General features: G+C 62.7%; 21 protein-coding genes. All 21 read left to right on the top strand.

The genetic code is table 11. The features are described 5' to 3' along the window. Positions 1-16 precede the first annotated feature (16 nt). The 21 genes from fsa (at position 17) to prfA (ending at position 18,313) form a co-directional block, all read left to right on the top strand. A complete protein-coding gene (fsa, locus tag DAUD_RS11025; RefSeq protein WP_012303236.1) occupies positions 17-664 on the top strand; it encodes a fructose-6-phosphate aldolase in 648 nt (215 codons plus the stop codon). 178 nt (positions 665-842) lie between these two features. Beyond that, a complete protein-coding gene (gene rho, locus DAUD_RS11020) occupies positions 843-2,321 on the top strand; it encodes a transcription termination factor Rho (RefSeq protein WP_012303235.1) in 1,479 nt (492 codons plus the stop codon). Between the two features lie 88 nt (positions 2,322-2,409). Then, complete coding sequence (locus tag DAUD_RS11015) at positions 2,410-3,264, top strand: M23 family metallopeptidase (protein WP_012303234.1); 855 nt, start codon at positions 2,410-2,412, stop codon at positions 3,262-3,264. Positions 3,265-3,324: 60 nt separating this feature from the next. Continuing rightward, the gene (locus tag DAUD_RS11010; RefSeq protein WP_242647851.1) at positions 3,325-4,599 is read left to right on the top strand and encodes a radical SAM family protein; all 1,275 of its coding nucleotides are present in this window, start codon (positions 3,325-3,327) and stop codon (positions 4,597-4,599) included. A 388-nt stretch (positions 4,600-4,987) separates the two neighbouring features. After that, complete coding sequence (locus DAUD_RS11005; protein WP_012303232.1) at positions 4,988-6,769, top strand: YeiH family protein; 1,782 nt, start codon at positions 4,988-4,990, stop codon at positions 6,767-6,769. Between the two features lie 28 nt (positions 6,770-6,797). After that, positions 6,798-7,100 carry a hypothetical protein gene (locus DAUD_RS11000; protein ID WP_012303231.1) on the top strand — a complete coding sequence of 101 codons (303 nt, stop codon included), beginning with the start codon at positions 6,798-6,800 and terminating at the stop codon, positions 7,098-7,100. A gap of 266 nt (positions 7,101-7,366) precedes the next feature. Beyond that, positions 7,367-7,975, top strand: coding sequence for a Na+/H+ antiporter subunit E (locus DAUD_RS10995; protein ID WP_012303230.1), 609 nt, complete (start codon positions 7,367-7,369; stop codon positions 7,973-7,975). 3 nt (positions 7,976-7,978) lie between these two features. Further along, entirely contained in the window at positions 7,979-8,263 is a 285-nt protein-coding gene (locus DAUD_RS10990; RefSeq protein WP_012303229.1) for an MrpF/PhaF family protein, read from the top strand. Continuing rightward, complete coding sequence (gene mnhG, locus DAUD_RS10985) at positions 8,260-8,568, top strand: monovalent cation/H(+) antiporter subunit G (RefSeq protein WP_012303228.1); 309 nt, start codon at positions 8,260-8,262, stop codon at positions 8,566-8,568. Before DAUD_RS10990 ends, mnhG begins: the two co-directional genes overlap by 4 nt. Then, positions 8,568-8,807, top strand: a complete 240-nt coding sequence (locus DAUD_RS10980; RefSeq protein WP_012303227.1) for a Na(+)/H(+) antiporter subunit B — start codon at positions 8,568-8,570, stop codon at positions 8,805-8,807. Before mnhG ends, DAUD_RS10980 begins: the two co-directional genes overlap by 1 nt. Continuing rightward, positions 8,804-9,097: a hydrogen gas-evolving membrane-bound hydrogenase subunit E gene (gene mbhE / locus DAUD_RS10975; RefSeq protein ID WP_012303226.1), complete on the top strand. Its 294-nt coding sequence runs from the start codon at positions 8,804-8,806 to the stop codon at positions 9,095-9,097. The genes DAUD_RS10980 and mbhE overlap by 4 nt, the downstream gene beginning before the upstream one ends. A 59-nt stretch (positions 9,098-9,156) precedes the next feature. Next, positions 9,157-9,588 carry an MnhB domain-containing protein gene (locus DAUD_RS10970; protein ID WP_012303225.1) on the top strand — a complete coding sequence of 144 codons (432 nt, stop codon included), beginning with the start codon at positions 9,157-9,159 and terminating at the stop codon, positions 9,586-9,588. A 3-nt stretch (positions 9,589-9,591) separates the two neighbouring features. Further along, positions 9,592-9,984 (top strand): sodium:proton antiporter, encoded by a 393-nt coding sequence (locus tag DAUD_RS10965; RefSeq protein ID WP_012303224.1) that lies wholly within the window; start codon positions 9,592-9,594, stop codon positions 9,982-9,984. Beyond that, positions 9,981-11,486 carry a complex I subunit 5 family protein gene (locus DAUD_RS10960; RefSeq protein WP_012303223.1) on the top strand — a complete coding sequence of 502 codons (1,506 nt, stop codon included), beginning with the start codon at positions 9,981-9,983 and terminating at the stop codon, positions 11,484-11,486. The genes DAUD_RS10965 and DAUD_RS10960 overlap by 4 nt, the downstream gene beginning before the upstream one ends. Continuing rightward, a complete protein-coding gene (locus DAUD_RS10955; RefSeq protein ID WP_012303222.1) occupies positions 11,487-13,151 on the top strand; it encodes a proton-conducting transporter transmembrane domain-containing protein in 1,665 nt (554 codons plus the stop codon). A gap of 1 nt (position 13,152) precedes the next feature. Next, a complete protein-coding gene (locus tag DAUD_RS10950; RefSeq protein WP_012303221.1) occupies positions 13,153-13,377 on the top strand; it encodes a hypothetical protein in 225 nt (74 codons plus the stop codon). 8 nt (positions 13,378-13,385) lie between these two features. Further along, positions 13,386-15,155: a Na(+)/H(+) antiporter subunit D gene (locus tag DAUD_RS10945; protein WP_012303220.1), complete on the top strand. Its 1,770-nt coding sequence runs from the start codon at positions 13,386-13,388 to the stop codon at positions 15,153-15,155. Between the two features lie 202 nt (positions 15,156-15,357). Beyond that, complete coding sequence (locus DAUD_RS11765; RefSeq protein WP_012303219.1) at positions 15,358-15,906, top strand: amphi-Trp domain-containing protein; 549 nt, start codon at positions 15,358-15,360, stop codon at positions 15,904-15,906. Positions 15,907-16,090: 184 nt separating this feature from the next. Beyond that, entirely contained in the window at positions 16,091-16,294 is a 204-nt protein-coding gene (gene rpmE, locus DAUD_RS10935) for a 50S ribosomal protein L31 (RefSeq protein ID WP_012303218.1), read from the top strand. A gap of 74 nt (positions 16,295-16,368) precedes the next feature. Further along, a complete protein-coding gene (locus DAUD_RS10930) occupies positions 16,369-17,295 on the top strand; it encodes a DUF1385 domain-containing protein (protein ID WP_012303217.1) in 927 nt (308 codons plus the stop codon). Next, a complete protein-coding gene (prfA, locus tag DAUD_RS10925) occupies positions 17,246-18,313 on the top strand; it encodes a peptide chain release factor 1 (protein WP_012303216.1) in 1,068 nt (355 codons plus the stop codon). Before DAUD_RS10930 ends, prfA begins: the two co-directional genes overlap by 50 nt. Positions 18,314-18,336: the final 23 nt, after the last annotated feature.

Genomic DNA, 18,336 nt, shown 5'->3' with positions numbered 1-18,336 from the left:
AGGAGGTCAAGTCTATATGGAATTGTTTCTCGATACGGCCAACGTGGATGAAATCAGGGAGGCGGCCGCCCTGGGCGTGATTTCGGGCGTCACCACCAACCCGAGCCTCATCGCGAGGGAGGGGCGTGATTTCACGCAGGTAGTCCGGGAGATTACCGGGTTGGTGGACGGACCGGTAAGCGCGGAGGTCATCAGTACCGAAGCGGAGGCTATGGTGGCCGAAGCCGAAGAACTGTCTCAGATTCATCCAAACGTGGTCATCAAAATACCTATGATCCTCGAAGGCTTGAAGGCCGTCAGTATGCTGGAACCCCGGGGCATCCGGACCAACGTGACCCTCGTTTTTTCCGCCAACCAGGCGCTCTTGGCCGCACTGGCCGGAGCCAGTTTCGTCAGCCCGTTTGTCGGGCGCCTGGACGACGCGGGACACGACGGCATGGAAGTGGTCCGCGACACTGTGGATATATTCGATCTTTACGAACTTCCGACCAGGGTGATCGCCGCTTCGATTCGGCACCCCCTGCACGTGCTGGCGGCGGCCAAGGCGGGAGCGCACATCGCCACCGTGCCCTATCAGGTGTTGATGCAGATGGCCGGACACCCGCTTACGGATGTGGGCTTGCGGAAGTTCCTGGACGACTGGGCCAGGCTTAAGAAGCGTTAAGGTCGGCCGGTACCCGCCTTCCAGGCTTCGATTTGCCCCCTTGAACCACAAGGCACTATGCTTCTCTAGACTACCCATCTGCGGATGGTTGCGCCCAAGGGCTTTTAACTCGTTATTGAATAAAAACCTTTCCGGGTGGCAATAAGAATAACGACCCTAGTCGAAAGGAGGGTTGCTTTTGTCCGCAACTGCACTGGAGAATAAGACGCTTGCCGAACTCCAAAATCTCGCCAAAGAACTCAAAATCCCAGCCTACTACCGTTACCGGAAAAAGGAGCTGATCGCTGAAATAGAACGGATTCAACAAGATCTCCGGCCGACTCGAGAGGCGTCCCCGCCGGAAGCAGAACCGGTTCCGGTGCCCCCCACCGCGCTGGTGGAGCAGCGACGCCAGGAACCCCGGGAGGCGGCACTGCATTACCACCCGCAGACTCAACCCTACCCGCCTCCGCACCACGACACCGGCCGGATGTTACCGGACCGGAGCCGGTTGTTCCAGGCGCAAGGCTATCTGGAGATCCTGCCGGAGGGCTACGGGTTCTTAAGGCCGTCCCAGTTCCTGCCGTCGAACGACGATATCTACGTGTCGGCCTCGCAGATCCGCAAGTTCGACCTGCGTACCGGCGACCTGGTTTCGGGGCAGGTGCGGCCGCCTAAGGACACCGAGAAATACCTGGCCTTGTTGCGGGTGGAGACCGTGAACGGGGAAGAGGCTGCCCTGGCCGGCCGGCGCCGGCACTTCGATGAGCTTACGCCGCTGTATCCCCAGGAGCGGCTCACCCTGGAGACCTCTCCCGACCGAATTGCGGCCCGGATCATCGACCTGATCTCGCCGCTTGGGAAAGGGCAGCGGGGGTTGATCGTCGCGCCACCCAAAGCCGGTAAGACCACGCTCTTGAAGGAGATCGCTAACAGCATCACGAGCAATCACCCGGAAGTGGTCCTGATGATTCTCCTGATCGACGAGCGTCCCGAGGAAGTAACCGATATCCAGCGTTCGGTTAAGGCCGAAGTCATCGCCTCCACCTTCGACGAACCGGCGGAGAACCACGTCCGGGTGACGGAAATGGTTCTGGAACGGGCCAAGCGGCTCGTAGAGCACAAAAAGGACGTGGCTATCCTGCTGGACAGCATCACGCGGCTCGGACGGGCGTACAACCTGGTGGTGCCCACTTCCGGCCGGACCCTGTCGGGCGGGGTAGACCCGGCGGCGCTGCACAAGCCCAAGCGCTTCTTCGGCGCGGCCCGCAAAATCGAGGAGGGCGGGAGCCTGACCATCCTCGCAACGGCGCTTATCGAAACCGGCAGCCGGATGGATGAGGTCATTTTCGAGGAGTTCAAGGGAACCGGGAACATGGAGTTGATTTTGGACCGGCGGATCTCGGAACGGCGCATCTTCCCGGCGATTGACGTGCAGCGTTCCGGCACGCGTAAGGAGGAACTGCTGCTTACCAGCGATGAACTGGAACTCATGTGGTACTTCCGCAAAACCACAAACCAGATGTCCTCTTCGGATGCGATGGAACACCTGATTGAAGAGATGCGGCGTACCCGATCCAACCGCGATTTGCTGCGCAACTTCCAGGCCTTCAAGCAGGCGGCCGGCGGGCCGCCGGAAGGGTGGATGATGCCGGGCCCCCCGATCCACCGCAAATAGAATAGAGCCGGACTTCAGGTTTAAACCGGGCCGGTTACGGAAAAACTAGCTAGCGAATGCTTGAATACAGGAGTGTGGTGACCGACCAATGTTTTTGAAGCGTTTGCTAGTGACCGGCCTGGCTAGTGTATTGCTGGCGGGTTCTTACCTGTACCCGGCCGGCGCCCGGTTGGACGAATGGATTCCGGCCGACCGGCCCTACGAGTATCCGGCGGCCCGGACCTTATCGAGCCGGTACGTGGTGAAAGAGGGCGACAGCCTGTGGAAGATCGCCGTGGAGCACCGGGTGGATGTGGATACGCTGCTGGAATTGAACAGCATCCGCAACCCGGATTACATCCGGCCCGGCCAGTTGTTGACCGTTCCGGGCATCCGCCTGCAGCACTTGGTGCAGGAGGGTGAAAACCTGACCGTTATTGCCGTGATGTATCGGGTGACGGTGGCCGACCTGGTGCGGGAGAACGGGCTTGACAACCCGGACCGGCTGTTTCCCGGCCAGCGGCTCTCTGTCCCCGTGCACGCGCACGGCGGTCCGGCGGTTCCGGCGGCCGGGTGGAAGAGCCTTTTAATGCCGACTGCGGGACACCTGACATCTGGTTTCGGAGTGCGTGAGGACGGGCAACCCCACTACGGCATCGACATCGCCGCCGACCACGGCGCGCCGGTCCGGGCGGCCGAGGCCGGTCGGGTCGTATTCGCCGGTCCGGCGGGCACCTTTGGCCTGCTGGTCATCCTGGACCACGGCGACGGGCTCACCACCTACTACGCCCACTGCTCGGAGATCACCGTGTCCTATCAGGACCGGGTCAACGCCGGGGAGATTATCGCCCGGGTGGGCTCGACCGGCCGTTCCTTCGGCCCGCACCTGCACTTTGAGGTGCGCTGGAACGGCGAGCCTTACGACCCGATGCTCTACCTGACCGGGGTGGGCTACGAGATCTAAAAAAGGGGCCAGGCCCCTTTTTGCAAAACGGGCAGAATAGGGCGGAGGGGGGTGGTCATCGTGAAACTTCTTTACGCCGACAGCGACGGAGTACTTTACGAGGACCCGGAGCTTGGGGCGGCGGCCTGGACCGGGGCGGAAACCGTGCCCTTCCCGGAACAGGAGGCCGTCCCGCTGCCACCCGGCTCGGACCTGGTGCTGCTCCCGGAAAGGGCGCCGGTCGGCTGGGCGGCGGGAAGACCGGTCAAAGACGTCCGGCGGCTTCAGGGCGGAGGGAAGCTCTTCGCGGTGGCCGCGGTCCTGCCGGCCGGCTTTACTCGGACTCTGCTGCCGGCCTACCGGGTTTACGGCCGGCCGCCCGACCTGGGCCTCTTCGGCTACACCGCGGTGGGCGCGCGTAACGGGGAATTCTTTGCGGCGGCCGTGCACACCGACGAGGAATACCGTTGGAACCCGTTACTATACAACGACCTGACCCTGCCCCGCAGGATCAAGGCCAAGCGCCGTCAATTCCCGAAAAACCGGCTGGTGGAACATCTGGCCCACTGTGCGTGCGCCTACCACTGCCTGACGGCCCAGAACATCTTCTACGCCCGCTGGGAGGCGGGTCTTCCGGTATCTCCGGCCTGTAACGCCGATTGCCTGGGTTGCATCTCCCGACCACCCTCCGGGTGGTGCCCGCCGGCCGGGTGCTGTCCGGCCCCGCAGGAGCGGATCGGTTTCGTGCCCACGGTGGCCGAGGTGGTTGAACTGGGCACCTCTCACCTGCAGGACGGGGTGGAGCCGATCATCAGTTTCGGCCAGGGTTGCGAGGGGGAGCCCCTGCTGCAGGCCCAACTGCTCGTCGCGGCCGTCCGGGGAATCAGAAAAGCGACCGGAAGGGGGACCATCAACCTCAACACCAACGGGGGTGACCCCGCGGCGTTGGCCGCACTGGGAGAGGCCGGGCTGGACAGCGTCCGGATCAGCCTGATCAGCGCGCGCGAGGAGACCTACCTGGCTTACCACCGGCCGCGTGGTTTCAACCTCGCGGACGTACGCCGGAGCTTGGCCGCGGCCCGTGCCCGGGGTGTGTTCGTGAGCCTGAACCTCCTTGTCCTCCCCGGACTGACCGACCGGGAGGAGGAAGTCAAGGCCCTCCTGGAACTGCTGCAATCCGAAAAAGTCCATATGGTTCAACTCCGCAACCTGAGCGCGGACCCCTACCGCCTCCTCACAAACCTGCCTCCCGCCCGGGGCGGCATCCTGGGCGTGGGACACCTCATCGCCCGCCTGCGCGAAATACCTGGTCTGCGCGTGGGAAACTTCACCATTGGTTCTCCTAAACGGTATTGAGAACGAGTTCAGTCACGTATTCACCTCACCACCGCCATCCAAGAAGCCTGATTGAACATCCGGTTTAGCCGGAAAGGCGCACACTCCGTTACGGTTCCTTAGGTGTTGTGCTTTGTCCCTTTTGCAAGGAGAAAGACAGCCAGTCAGTCAGCTGGATGACAGTTTCCGCGCAATCAACATGCTACCCTGAAAAAGGTGCGCGAACATTCCCGCTTGCTGCGGTATTTTCCGTTCACAATCCGGCATGGAAGATGTGTGGGGTCGCGGCGGGGGCGTCCGGCGTGATTACATAAATTGGGGAAAGGGGGGGTCAGCGGGGATAAAGGGGGTTTCAGCGGGGATTCAGATGTATTGAACCCAAATGTCCAAAATGTGAGGGGGTGGCCTGGTGAGTACCAATTCCGAAAAACCGGTACCAGAGAACGATATCGTTACAGAGGAAAAACCCAAGTGGAGTTGGTCTGATCTCTGGAAATTCGAGGATTACTGGGCGATCTGGCTGGGCGTGCTGTTGCTGGTGATCGGACTGCTGATTTACCTGCCGAACCCGCCTGCCGACATGCATGCCAAGCTCGCTCAGTACAATGCCGTCATGGAACAGGAATCCGAACGTGCGCCCTTTAAAACCATTGCCTGGTACGAGGCCAGTGCTGCAAAGGAAAAACTCCGGGCGCGGGACGGTGACCTGGCCAAAAAGGTCGGAGAGTATCTGGACCGGCCGAAGAGCTGGCAGGACAATCCGTTGGAGTCCTTCTACCTGAGTGCGGAGGAGGCGGCCGCAAAAAGCGCCGCTGCCGCTGAGAAGTACGAGAAGGCGAAGGAAGAGACCGTGCTGGCCAGAGCCCGGGCCGAGGAGGCGGAAGCGGCAGCCGCCGCCGCCGGTTTCCGGGACGCGTCCCTGAACAACCAAGCCCAGGCGGAGATCGCCGCTTGGCGTTCGGCGGTGGAGGCCGAGTCCAAAGCGAAGAAGGCGGCCACGGTAAAACCGTACAACTTAGTTCCCACGCTTCTGGTCCTCTGCATTGCCACGGGCCTGCTCTTCGCCATCGGCACACGCTTCATGGGCCGGAAGGTGCTGCCGTTCTTGATCGGTTTCCCCTTCGTGTTCCTCATAGCGATCCTGGCCTATTTCCTTGCGGCTCAAAAAACCATCAACTCCTGGGGTCTTGAGTACGTCCTCTGGGCGATCGGCCTCGGGCTCTTGATAAGTAACACTGTCGGTACGCCCAAATGGGTGTTGCCCGCCGTCCAGACCGAGTACTACATCAAGACCGGGCTGGTCCTTTTAGGCGCGAGTATTCTGTTCGGCAAGATATTGCTCATCGGCCAGGCGGGTATCTTCGTGACCTGGGTGGTCACGCCGATCGTGCTCATCTGTACCTTCTGGTTCGGGCAGCGGGTGTTGAAGATGGAGTCCAAGACGCTTAACATTACCATCTCCGCCGATATGTCAGTGTGCGGCGTGTCCGCCGCCATTGCTACCGCCGCCGCCTGCCGGGCCAAGAAAGAGGAATTGACCTTGGCCATCGGCCTCTCTGTGGCCTTCACGGCGGTGATGATGTTCGCCATGCCGGCTTTCATCAAGGCGGTCGACATGCACCACGTCCTGGGTGGCGCTTGGATGGGCGGCACCATCGACTCGACCGGGGCCGTGGTCGCCGCAGGCGCCCTGTTAAGCGATACGGCGATGTACGTGGCTGCCACCATCAAGATGATCCAGAATGTGATGATCGGGGTCATCGCCTTCGGCGTGGCCACGTACTGGTGCACCAGGGTGGAATGCACGCCCGGTGCCCGACTCGGATTCGGCGGCGCCCTGCGCGAGATCTGGTACCGTTTCCCCAAGTTCGTGCTCGGCTTCATCGGGGCGTCGATCGTGTTCTCCTTCATCTACGAGGCTATGGGGCATGATGTTGGCAAGGTGATGATCGACGAGGGCGTGATCCGGGGCTGGACTGCGGCGCTCCAGGGCTGGTTCTTCTGCCTGGCCTTTGTGAGTATCGGCCTAGCCACCAACTTCCGCGAACTGGCCAAATACTTCAAGGGCGGCAAGCCAGTGATCCTTTATGTGTGCGGCCAGTCGTTCAACCTAGCCCTGACCCTGTTCGTGGCCTGGCTGATGTTCTTCGTGGTCTTTCCGGGTGTGACCGAAAAACTTATGGCGCCGTAACAACGCTGTATATGGGAGGCACCACGTGTTGTCTGGGTTGAAACAGACCCCGGGCGGGCCGGCCGGCCCGCCCGGCAACACCTTTAGAAGCTGGCTCGCATTGATTGTAGCCGTCTGGTGCATGGCCGGATTCGCCTTCCTCGGTCTGCCGGCCCTGGAACGCCTGCCGGGCCTTGGACCGGCTGTGAAGGTGGTGCGGGATAGCGGCATCGAGGCGGGGGCCTTTTTCTACACCGACGTGGACAAGGTCCGGGAGGCCGAACTGCACGTGCGTCATTCCCGGGAATACGCCCGGGAGGATGGCCACAACAGACCTGCCGTACACCAGTGAACCCGAAGCGGCTGGAGGGGGTTAATCCGCCTGCCTCGGGGCGGTCTGGCCGGTTTTTCTTGCACGAGGTGAAAACTGGAGTTTTCCGGCAATAACGAGCGAGTGAATCCAGGCGTGATCGGTGAACGGTTGTTGGTTGACTAGTTTTGAGTAGGTACTATAAAATATCCATTGATATCTTTTGATTTAGCTTTCTGGCGCAAGTCCAGCTTAAGGGCTTTCAAAAACGGGGTCAGAGCCGCCTTTTTTTTTGGAGGAAGTGCAAAATGGTGGAGCTTAAGAAGGAGCACAGCTTCCGTATTCCCCTCGGGGCGGATCTTAAATACAGTCTTCTCCTGACACTGGTGCTTTTCGCCTTCTGGGTGGTGCTGTCCGGCAAGCTCGAAGCGCGGTACTTGATCATCGGTTTTCTGACCGCGCTGAGCGTGACAGTGATCACCCGGCCTTTCTCCGTGTTGTCCCGGGATAGTGCCGGCGGCGCGGCGGTTTCGGTCTGGGGTTTGCCCTGGCTGCGGCTGCTGGCCTTTTTGCCCTGGCTCTTCTGGCAACTGGTCAAGTCCAGTGTGTCGATGGCCTGGCTGATCCTGCACCCGAAAATGCCCGTCGACCCACAGGTGATCCGCTTCGAGAAGCATTTCCCGCACCCGGTGGGCTACTTCGTACTGGCCAATTCCATCACCCTCACGCCGGGAACCCTTACCGTGGACGTGGAAGAGGGCCGGTTCACCGTCCATTGCGTGCAGGCGGCTACGGCCGAGTCGCTGGCGCCCGCGGAACGCGAGGGTGAAATGCCGCGCCGGGTCGGCTACGTTTTCGGTGTCGAGCGAGAAGTGGACCCCGGCCTGGAAGACGACAACAACGGCGAGGAGCAATAAGCTGTGTACTACTTCCTGTTGGCGCTCATTGTGGCCATTGGGGCTCTGAATATTGTGGTGCTGTTCGGCCGGATCATTCCGGGGCCGACCGTTTTCGACCGTCTGGTCGGGATGAGCATTATGGGCACCAACACGATCATCCTGTTCCTGTTGCTGGGGGCCGTGTGGGAGCGGTTGGATATGGTGGTCGACGTCGCCCTGGCCTACACGGTGGTGGGGTTCATCACCCTGTTGGCCCTGGCCAAGTATTTCGAGGGCAAGAACGAGGAGGAGGACGTCGAATCATGACTTTCTTGGCCGCCGCCCTGATGCTGGCCGGATTTTTCCTGCTGCTGGTGGGGACCATCGGTGTGCTGCGTTTGCCCGATTTCTTCACCCGCCTGCATGCCGTGGGCAAGTGCGACACCCTGGGGCTGCTGCTTTTTATCGCCGGGCTGATGGTTTACGAGGGGCTTGGCCTGGTTGCCTCAAAGCTTTTGTTGATCTGGATCTTCCTGGCCATCGCCAACCCCACAGCGACCCACATCTTCAGCCGCGCGGCCTACCGTGCCGGCCTCAAGCCATGGACACGCAGTAAGGAGGAGTCCAGCTGATGGAACTTGTGCAGGTGGTAGTGCTCCTGGTGTTGATCGGCTGCGCCCTGGTGGCCCTCGGGGCGACCGACCTGCTGGTCGCCGTGATCCTCTTTGGTGCCTTCAGCTACGGTTCAGCCATACTATTCGCCCTGATGAACGCGGTTGATGTGGGTTTTGTTGAAGCCATCATCGGGACGGTCATGAGTTTGATTTACATCTCCGTCCTGTTCGGCCTGGAAAGGAGGTCTTCCCGTTGAAAAAGGTTACCCTGTTTTTCTTGATGCTCATCGGCTGCCTTTTTATCTACGCCTCCTTCGACCTGCCGCGCGTGGGTGACCCCCAGGCGCCGGCGGCGGTGCACGTTTCGCCGCGGTATATTGAATCCGCCTACGAGGAGACGGGCACGCAAAACATAGTCCTCGCGGTGCTGGCGGACTACCGCAGCTTTGACACGATGGGCGAAGTCCTGGTCATCGTCATCGCCGGTCTGGCCATCGTTTCCATTCTCAGCGCCAGGGGGCCGCACTGTCCGCTGGATGACCATTGACGGAAGCGTCCCGAATGGAACCTTGAATCCGGCTCAGTAACTTGGGAGGCGCGGGCTCAATGCGCAAGGGATTCGGCGGTATCGTCTTAAATATCGCGTTTCGGTTTCTGCTGCCCTTCATCATTGTGTTTGCCATTGCCGTCCTGGTGCACGGCCACTACAGCCCCGGCGGGGGCTTTCAGGCCGGGGCGCTCCTGGGCGTGGCGGTGATCCTCGTTCAGCTGGTCCAGGGCCGGGACGCCAAGTGGGTGGGCCGCCGGGAGGCGGTGACCCTTTCCTGCATCGGTGCCCTGATCTACCTGGGCATCGGGATGCTATCCTTCTTTTGGGGCGGCAATTTCCTGGACTACGGGGTGATCCCCGTGGAGGCCACGGCGGCCAAGGCCCGCGCGCTCGGCATCCTGGGCGTTGAAGTGGGCGTCACCCTGGCGGTGATGGGGGTTACGATCATTATGTTCGACTCGCTGACCCGTGAGAGGGGAGAAGAGTAGCAAATGTTGGGCCAGTACTACCATCTGCTTGACTATCTCGCCAGCTACATGAGCTGGTGGCTGATCGGGGTTCTCTTTCTGATCGGCCTCTACGGGATCATGGTCAAGGAAAACCTGCTGAAAAAGATTATGGCTTTGAACGTGATGCAGGTGGCCGTGATTCTGTTCTTTCTAAATGTAGCGCAAAAATCCGGGGCCACGCTGGCCGTGCTGTTCCCGGGGGCGAAGGCTGGCGCCGTCGACGTCTACGTCAATCCGCTGCCGCACGCCCTGATGCTCACCGCGATCGTGGTCAGCCTGGCGGTGATTGGCGTGGCCATGGCCCTGGTGATCCAGGTGTACCGCTGCTACGGCAGCCTGGAGGAGCCGGAGGTGCTCAGGAGGATGCGCAAATGACCGCACACCTCCCGATCCTCATCGTTATCATCCCCCTGTTCGTGGCTATGGCGGCCCGCCTGCTGGTCCGGCTGTCGGTTCCGTTCACCCGGGGCTTCGTCCTGGCGGCGGCGCTGGCCGTGTTGGCCTCCGGGGCCGTCGCGCTGGCCGAAACGTTGGTCCGGGGGGAACCATGGCGCTATTACGTGTCCGGCTGGCCTCCGCCCTGGGGCATTGAGCTTGTCATCGATCCTCTGGCAGGTGGCCTGATTGTCCTGGTGGCTTTCTTCGGCCTGGCCGCCCTGGTGTATGCCGGCCCGTACCTGCAGGGCCGGACGCCGCGGGAGCAGGGGAGCTTTTACGCCCTCTTCCTGCTCGCCAAGGCCGGCCTGCTGGGCATGTGCGCCACCGGCGACCTCTTCAACCTGTACGTGTTCCTGGAGATCTCTTCCTTGGCGGCGTACGCCCTGATCGCCTTCGGGGGGCGCCGGTCGATCGTGGCCGCTCTGCGGTACCTGATCATCGGCACGGCCGCCGCCTGCTTCTATCTCCTGGGGGTCGGCTACCTATACGCAATGACCGGTTCCCTGAACATGGCTGACCTGGCGGTACTGTTGCCGCCGCTTATGGATTCACCGGTGGTCATTCTGGCCCTGGTCTTCATTGTGGCTGGCCTGGGGATCAAGATGGCGCTTTTCCCGCTCCACGGCTGGCTGCCGGACGCCTACAGCTACACGCCGGCCCCGGTGCTGGCCTTTATGGCCGCTGTGATGACCAAGGTGAGCGCCTACGCCCTGTACCGGATCTTGTACTTCGTGACCGAGGCCGCCGGACCGGTTTCCCCGACCCTGCAGGTGCTCGGGTGGATGGCGGCCGCCGGGATTCTCTTCGGTTCGATCATGGCCATCGCCCAGCGCGATTTGTGGCGGATGCTGGCTTACTCCAGCGTGGCCCAGGTGGGGTACATCGTCCTCGGGCTGGCGGTGGGCAACGTTTTGGCGTTGTACGGCGCGCTCCTACACGTCCTGAGCCACGCGCTCGTGAAGGGCGGGCTCTTTTTCATTGCCGGGGGCGTCAGCTGGGAAACCGGCGTACGGCGGGTGTCCGACTTTGTGGGCATAGCCAAAAAAATGCCGCTCACCATGGGGGCCTTTGTGGCCGCCGCGCTGTCTATGATCGGGCTGCCGCCCACGCTCGGGTTCTTCAGCAAGTGGTACCTGGTCCTGGGGTGTCTGGAGGCGGGAGCCTGGGTGTTTGTCGCGGTGCTCGTCGTGAGCAGCCTCTTGACCGCGGTCTATTTCTTCCGCGTGATTGAGAACGCCTACCTGAAAGGCTTACCGCAGCCGGGGGCGCGGGCCGAACGGCCGGTCCCGCCCGGCGCGCGCCGGTTCAGGCTGGAGCTTCCGGCGAGCATGCTGGTGCCGATCCTGGTGCTCGGCATCGGCGTGGTGGTCCTGGGCCTTTTCAACGAGCAGATCATCAGCAACGTGATCCAATATGCGCTTCCGTGGAGGTTGCCTTAGATGCCGGCTGAAGTTGTGTTCTCCAATGCGCCCCTTGTGGCCGTGCTCGTCTCCCTGGCCGCCGCCGGATTGATCCTGTTCTGCGACCGGCGTCCGGACCTGCGCGAGACCGTGACCATGGCTGCGGCGGTGGTCAAGTTCGTCGTCGTCCTATCCATGTTGCCGGCGGTCCTCGGCGGGGCGGTCGTGGAGACTGCCCCCCTGCACATCGCCAAGGGCATCGCCCTGCACTTCCGGGTCGACGCCTTCGGACTGTTGTTCGCCCTGCTCGCTTCCGGCCTGTGGATCGTCACTTCGGTGTACTCCATCGGCTACATGCGGAGTCTGAAATACGGTCACGAGACCGGGTACTTCGCCAGCTTCGCCGTGTGCCTCTCGGCCGCGGTGGGCATCGCCATGTCCGGAAACCTTTTGACGTTCTTCATCTTCTACGAAATCCTGACCATCGCTACTTACCCGCTGGTCATCCACCGGCGGAATGCGGAAGCGGTGTCCGGGGGCCGGGAGTATATGGTGTACCTGCTCCTGGCGGGGCAAGTGCTCCTCATCGCCGTGGCCTGGGCCCACTACCTGGTCCCCGGCGCCGCGTTCACCCCGGGCGGATTTTTGGCGGCGTCCGGCGCCTCCGTGGGGGCCCTGCAGGTGCTGTTCGTGCTGTTCATGGTCGGGGTGGGCGTGAAGGCGGCCGTCCTCCCGTTGCACGGCTGGCTGCCGACGGCGATGGTGGCACCCACGCCGGTGAGCGCGCTTTTGCACGCCGTGGCGGTGGTCAAGGCGGGCGCCTTCGCCGTGGTGCGGGTGACCGGCTTCGTGTTCGGACCGGAACTCATGGGTGAGTTGGGCGTGGGCGTGATTCTGGCTTGGTTCGCGGCGGCGACGATCATCTTCGCCTCGCTGCGGGCCTTGTCCGAGGACCACCTGAAGCGGCGGCTGGCGTACTCAACCGTCAGTCAGCTGTCGTACGTGGTGCTGGGCGCCGCTTTGGCCACGCCGGCGGCGATTTTGGGGGCGATGTTCCACATCGTGGCCCACGCCTTCATGAAGATCACCTTGTTCTTCTGCGCGGGGGCGATCTACGCCACCACGCACAAGGAATACATCCGGGAGCTGGACGGACTGGGCCGGCGGATGCCGTACACCATGGGCGCCTTCGCGGCCGCCGCGCTGGCCATCACCGGCATGCCGCTTTTGGTCGGGTTCATCAGCAAGTGGAACCTGGGCGTGGGTTCGATCCAGGCCGGGCAACCGGTGTTCATCGCTGTGTTGATCGGGAGCGCACTTTTAAATGCCGCCTACTTCTTTCCGATCGTGTACCGCGCTTATTTCGGGCGCGCTAGGGAAGTAGCGGCGCACGCCGCCGGGGAGGCGCTGGCGGCCGGGGAACCGGTGGCAGCAGCCCGGCAGCCGGGAGATGAGGTTCAAACGGTTAGGAGTTCGGCGCCTGCCGCCCAGTCCGCAGCCGCCCACGCCGAGCACGCGGCGGCTTGCGCGGGCACGTCCGGGGAGGCGAAGCCGAGCATGCTGGTGCCGCTCCTGATCACGGCGGCGGCGGCGCTGGTACTGGGAGTGCTCCCGAACCTCGGGCTGCAGTTCTACACGTTGGCAGAGATGGCGGCCGCGGCCGTTACCGGCGGCGGCCCGGGGCCGGCCGGAGGGGGAATGTGACGTGGTGAAACGTTGGCTTTTCATCGCCCTCGTGGGGGCGCTGGCGTTGAGTTTTGTGGCCGACCTCCTGCTCCGGGGGGCGCACGGACGCGGGAAGTTCTGGTGGCACGAACTCTACGGCTTTGACCTCCTGTTCGGTTTCCTGGGCTGTCTGGTCCTGGTGTGGGTGTCCAAGGCGCTGGGCAAGCACTTGGTGCAGCGCGGCGAAGACTACTACGACAGGTGAGCGCGGTTATGTTCACGATGCATCCTTCAGTATTTCTGGCGGCCGGGGCGTTCCTGGTCCTGGTCCTGCCCGCCCGGTGGCGGCACGTCGGCCTCCTGGGGGGGCCGGCCTTGGCCGTGCTGGCGGTGTTGGGCCTCCAGCCCGGCACGGTCGTGCCATTCCCGTTCCTGGACTTTGAACTTCAGGTGCTGCGCGTGGACGCCCTGGCCCGCGTGTTCGGGATCATTTTTGCGACGACGGCCCTCCTGGGGGCCGTGTACGCCCTGCACGTGAAGACGCGGGGCGAGCACGCGGCGGCGCTTTTGTATGCGGCCGGGTCGCTAGGCGTGGTCTTCGCCGGCGACTGGCTGACCCTGTTTTTCTGCTGGGAACTGATGGCGGCCTCGTCGGTGTTCCTGATCTGGTTCCGCGGCCGTCCGGAATCGCTGGCCGCCGGTTTCCGGTACCTTCTGGTGCACTTTTTAGGTGGCAACCTGCTGCTCGGGGGGATTCTGCTGCTGATGAGTCAGGGGAGCATGGACGTTGTCTCCCTGACGGGGACCGGCGGCCCGGCCTTCTGGCTGATCCTCGCCGGGGTGGCCATCAACGCGGCCGTTGTACCCCTGCACGCCTGGCTGACCGATGCCTACCCCGAAGGCACCGTGACCGGCAGCGTTTTCTTGAGCGCCTTCACGACCAAGGTCGCCGTGTGCGTGCTGATCCGGGTGTTTCCGGGCACCGAACTCTTGATCTGGGCCGGCGTGGTCATGGCGCTTTACGGGGCGGTGTACGCCATCCTGGAAAACGACGCCCGGCGCCTGCTGGCCTACTCCATCATCAGCCAGGTGGGGTACATGGTGGCTGCGGTGGGCATCGGCACCGAGTTGGCCTTGAATGGCGCCACGGCCCACGCTTTCAGTCACATCCTTTACAAGGCACTCTTGTTCATGGGGGCCGGCGCGGTGCTCTACGCCACCGGGAAGAGCAAGCTTACCGAACTGGGGGGCCTCGCCCGGGCGATGCCCGCGGTGGTGGTGCTGTTCATGATCGGTAGTCTCTCCATCTCCGGGGTGCCGCTTCTGAGCGGGTTCATCAGTAAGTCCCTCGTGGTGTACTCGGCGGAGGCGAGCGGGCTGGCCCTGGTGACTTTGCTCCTGCAGTTGGCCGGCGTGGGCACCTTTTTGCATACCGGGTTGAAGCTGCCGTACTTGATGTTCTTCGGCGAGAACCGCCACAACCTGCGGCCGGCGAAGCTGCCCCTGAACATGTACGCGGCCATGGCCGGGGGGGCGCTCTTGTGTGTCCTGTTCGGCGTGTACCCGGCCCTTTTGTACGCCCAACTGCCGTATCCGATGGCCTACGAGCCGTTCGCGGTGCTGAAAGTGCTGGCCACCGTGCAGCTCTTGTTGGCCGCCGCCGCCGGTTTCTGGCTGTGCCGGGCCGGATTCGGCCCCGAGCCGACCGTTTCGCTTGATTTCGACTGGTTCTACCGCAAACCGGCCGCCGCCCTGCTTGGGCGCGCGCTCGACGGCCTGCGCGGGGTCAAGGGCACCGTGGAGGGCTGGGGCGCGGCCTTCTTCCGGATCGCCGCCCCCTACGTCCGAAACCCGCTCCTGGTTGGGGTGGACCTTTTGCGGAACACCAGCTACCGGGCCGCCCGCAGACTCGACCAGGAGGGCTGGAGCGGCCGGGTTCCGTACGATGAGAACCGGCACCGTTTCCCGACCGGATTCAGCGTGCTCTGGAGCCTCATGTTTCTGAGCCTGATGGTCGTCTTTCTGTACGCCGGACTCCTGTAGCTTCGTTATCCGGTGCGTCCACCGTTCTTTCTGCGCTTCAAAACCGACACCTCCGCTGTTGAGCAGCCGAAAGCGGACTCGGCCGACGGCACGGCGCCCGGTGCCGAGCGGCGGGGGCCGGGATTCCAAAAGCAGGAATATCACTCCCCGGCGAGAATTGGTACCTTCCACAGAAAAAACCGCACCGGGGGGAAGGTCGAACGTGAAGATCAGGAAAGACTTGGCGCTTTCACGGTCGGAGGCGGCCCGGTTCTTGAAAGCCTTGGCTGCGGAGATCGAAGAGAAAGGCCGCCTCGACCTGAATGGGCTTGATGTTCCGCTGCCTGCCTTGTTCAAGGTGGAGCTGGAATACAAGGACAAGCCCGATAAGAAAAAGCTGGAAATTGAATTCAAGTGGCCTGTGGAATCCTTATCTGTATCTGTTGTCCGGAACAAAGACTCGGTGACGGAGAGGATCAGGATCGTCTCCCACGGGAGCCTGCCCGTCGGCAAAGCGGTCGGTTTTGTGTATCGGGGTCGGGAATCCTTGCTGATTCATCTCGCCCCGGGGGAATACAAGGCCTACCATCGGCGCTGCCCGCACAAGGGAGAGCCTCTTTCCTGGTACGAACCCACGCGCGAAATACACTGCGAGGCTCACGGAGCCGTCTTTGACGCTGCCACCGGGGCGGTCCTCAAGGGGCCGGTCCGGGAGGGCCTGCGGCCGATCCGCCTGGAAGTCACTGACGAGGGAATTTTCGCGGCGGAATGAAGGGGACCAGGCGCCCGAAGGCTTTGGGGGTTCCCAGCCGGGGGGGGCGGTAGGCACCAGCCTTTTTCGGGCGGGGTTACGCACCTTTTCTTTTTGCGCTTTTCCTTTCTTGCACCGGGGAGCGCCGATGTGTTAACATTAGAATTACGGTTTTCCAGTTCCGGATCAGAGAGAGGTGACGACGATGAAGGAAAAGCTTCACCCGGCCTACCAGAAGGCCAGGATAGTGTGTGTGTGCGGGGCCCAGTTCGAGGTTGGATCCACCAAGAAGGAAATGCGCGTGGACATCTGCTCGAAGTGTCACCCCTTTTACACCGGCATGCAGCGCACGGTGGAGACCCGCGGCCGCGCCGACAAGTTCCGCCGCAAGTACGGTCTTGGCAAGTAGGTAGCAAAAAAGCATTTCAGGGCCGGAATAGCAGAGCGAAGCTCTGCTATCTGCTTGACGGGAAGAGATGTGGAATGAAAAAACCCTTCAACTATGGGGGCCAGGCCGTCATCGAGGGTGTGATGATGCGGGGGCCCCGCACCTGGGCGGTCGCCGTCCGGTGTCCGGACAATACGGTGGAGGTGGAGACCCGGGCGGTGGAAACGATCACCACCCGGTACCCTTTTCTGAAGTGGCCGTTTGTCCGGGGTACGGTGGTGCTTGTTGAATCCCTGGTGATCGGCGTCCGGGCTTTGAGTTATTCGGCAAACAAGGCGGCCGGCGAGGAGGAGAAACCCATCTCCCCCCTGGAGATGGCGCTTACCATCGGGCTGGCGTTCGGATTGGCCATTCTGCTTTTCATCGTCCTGCCCGTGTTCTTGGCCCACCTGTTGACGCCGCTGGTGGCGGGGCGGATTGGGCAGAACGTGATCGAGGGCCTACTCCGGGTCGGCGCTTTTGTGGCTTACGTGGCGGGGGTCGGCCTGATGCCCGACATCAAGCGGGTGTTCCAGTACCACGGAGCCGAACACAAGGTCATCAACGCCTACGAAGCGGGGTCCGAGCTGAGCCCCGAAGCGGTGCAGCGGTACTCGCCCCTGCACCCGCGCTGCGGTACCAGCTTCTTGTTGCTGGTCATCGTGCTCAAGATATTCATATTCAGCTTCCTGGCCACCGATCCCCTGTGGTGGCGTGTGTCCTCCCGGATACTGCTGCTGCCGGTGGTGGCCGGCCTGGCCTACGAGTTGATCAAGCTTACGGCCCTGTACGCCCGGTTCCCCCTGGCCAGGCTGGTGCTGGCGCCGGGGCTGGCGGTGCAGAGGCTGACCACGCGGGAGCCCGACGACAGCCAGGTGGAAGTGGCCTTGACGGCTTTCGAGGCCGTACGGGTGAGAGAAGAGGGAGACAGAGATGTTCGCGAAATTGGACCATCTGGAAGCGAAATACGAGGAACTCAATAGACTGATTTCCGACCCGGTGGTGATTCAGGACCAGGAGCGTTGGCGGGGCTATGTGAAGAGCCATGCTGAAATCGGCGAAGTGGTCGCCGTCTACCGGGAATATAAGCGGGTGGCCGCCGAGATGGATGATGCGCGGCAGATGCTCCGGGAGGAGCAGGACGCCGAGTTGCGCGAGTTGGCCGAGAGCGAGGTCGAGGTGCTGCGGGAGCGGTCCGACGAATTGAGGCGGCGCCTGCGCGTCCTTTTGCTGCCGAAGGACCCGAACGACGAGAAGAACGTAATCATCGAGATCCGGGCCGGCACCGGCGGGGAGGAGGCCGCCCTTTTCGCGGGGGACCTCCTGCGGATGTACCTGCGCTACGCCGAGCGCCGGGGCTGGCGGGCCGAAATGCTGAACGTGAACGAGACCGACCTCGGGGGGATCAAGGAAGCGATCGTCCTGCTTGAGGGCCGGGGGGCGTACAGCGAGTTGAAATTCGAGAGCGGCGTCCACCGGGTGCAGCGGGTGCCGGCCACCGAATCGGGCGGGCGGATTCACACCTCGGCGGCCACTGTCGCCGTACTGCCGGAGGCCGAGGAAGTGGACGTGGAGATCCGGCCGGAGGATCTGCGGATCGACGTGTTTTGCTCCACCGGCCCCGGGGGCCAGTCGGTGAACACCACCCAGTCGGCGGTGCGGGTCACCCACCTGCCGAGCGGGATCGTGGTCAGCTGCCAGGACGAGAAGTCGCAGCACAAAAACCGGGACAAGGCGATGAAAGTGCTCCGGGCGCGGCTTCTCGACAAAGCCCAGCAGGAACAGCAGGAGCGGATCGCTTCGAGCCGGAAGACCCAGGTCGGCACGGGCGATAGGAGCGAGCGGATCCGGACCTACAACTTTCCCCAGAACCGGGTGACCGACCACCGCCTGAACCTGACCCTCTACCGCCTGGAAGAAGTGCTGCAAGGCGACCTGCACGAGTTCGTCAGCGCCCTGATCACCAGCGACCAGGCCGAAAAACTCAAAACCCTCGACTAAAAAGGGGCCAGGCCCCTTTTTAC

Origin of the sequence: Candidatus Desulforudis audaxviator MP104C (assembly GCF_000018425.1) — a bacterium.
GTDB classification, from domain to species: domain Bacteria; phylum Bacillota; class Desulfotomaculia; order Desulfotomaculales; family Desulforudaceae; genus Desulforudis; species Desulforudis audaxviator.
The sequence above is the reverse complement of the archived record's forward strand: the minus strand, read 5'-3'. Positions and strand labels throughout refer to the sequence as shown.

Excerpts from the sequence above, each read along its gene's own strand:
- fsa (WP_012303236.1), top strand. The coding sequence starts at position 17 with ATGGAATTGTTTCTCGATACGGCCAACGTGGATGAAATCAGGGAGGCG.
- DAUD_RS11015 (WP_012303234.1), top strand. The coding sequence starts at position 2,410 with ATGTTTTTGAAGCGTTTGCTAGTGACCGGCCTGGCTAGTGTATTGCTG.
- DAUD_RS10995 (WP_012303230.1), top strand. The coding sequence starts at position 7,367 with ATGGTGGAGCTTAAGAAGGAGCACAGCTTCCGTATTCCCCTCGGGGCG.
- mnhG (WP_012303228.1), top strand. The coding sequence starts at position 8,260 with ATGACTTTCTTGGCCGCCGCCCTGATGCTGGCCGGATTTTTCCTGCTG.
- DAUD_RS10980 (WP_012303227.1), top strand. The coding sequence starts at position 8,568 with ATGGAACTTGTGCAGGTGGTAGTGCTCCTGGTGTTGATCGGCTGCGCC.
- DAUD_RS10970 (WP_012303225.1), top strand. The coding sequence starts at position 9,157 with ATGCGCAAGGGATTCGGCGGTATCGTCTTAAATATCGCGTTTCGGTTT.
- DAUD_RS10965 (WP_012303224.1), top strand. The coding sequence starts at position 9,592 with ATGTTGGGCCAGTACTACCATCTGCTTGACTATCTCGCCAGCTACATG.
- DAUD_RS10960 (WP_012303223.1), top strand. The coding sequence starts at position 9,981 with ATGACCGCACACCTCCCGATCCTCATCGTTATCATCCCCCTGTTCGTG.
- DAUD_RS10955 (WP_012303222.1), top strand. The coding sequence starts at position 11,487 with ATGCCGGCTGAAGTTGTGTTCTCCAATGCGCCCCTTGTGGCCGTGCTC.
- DAUD_RS10945 (WP_012303220.1), top strand. The coding sequence starts at position 13,386 with ATGTTCACGATGCATCCTTCAGTATTTCTGGCGGCCGGGGCGTTCCTG.
- rpmE (WP_012303218.1), top strand. The coding sequence starts at position 16,091 with ATGAAGGAAAAGCTTCACCCGGCCTACCAGAAGGCCAGGATAGTGTGT.
- DAUD_RS10930 (WP_012303217.1), top strand. The coding sequence starts at position 16,369 with ATGAAAAAACCCTTCAACTATGGGGGCCAGGCCGTCATCGAGGGTGTG.
- prfA (WP_012303216.1), top strand. The coding sequence starts at position 17,246 with ATGTTCGCGAAATTGGACCATCTGGAAGCGAAATACGAGGAACTCAAT.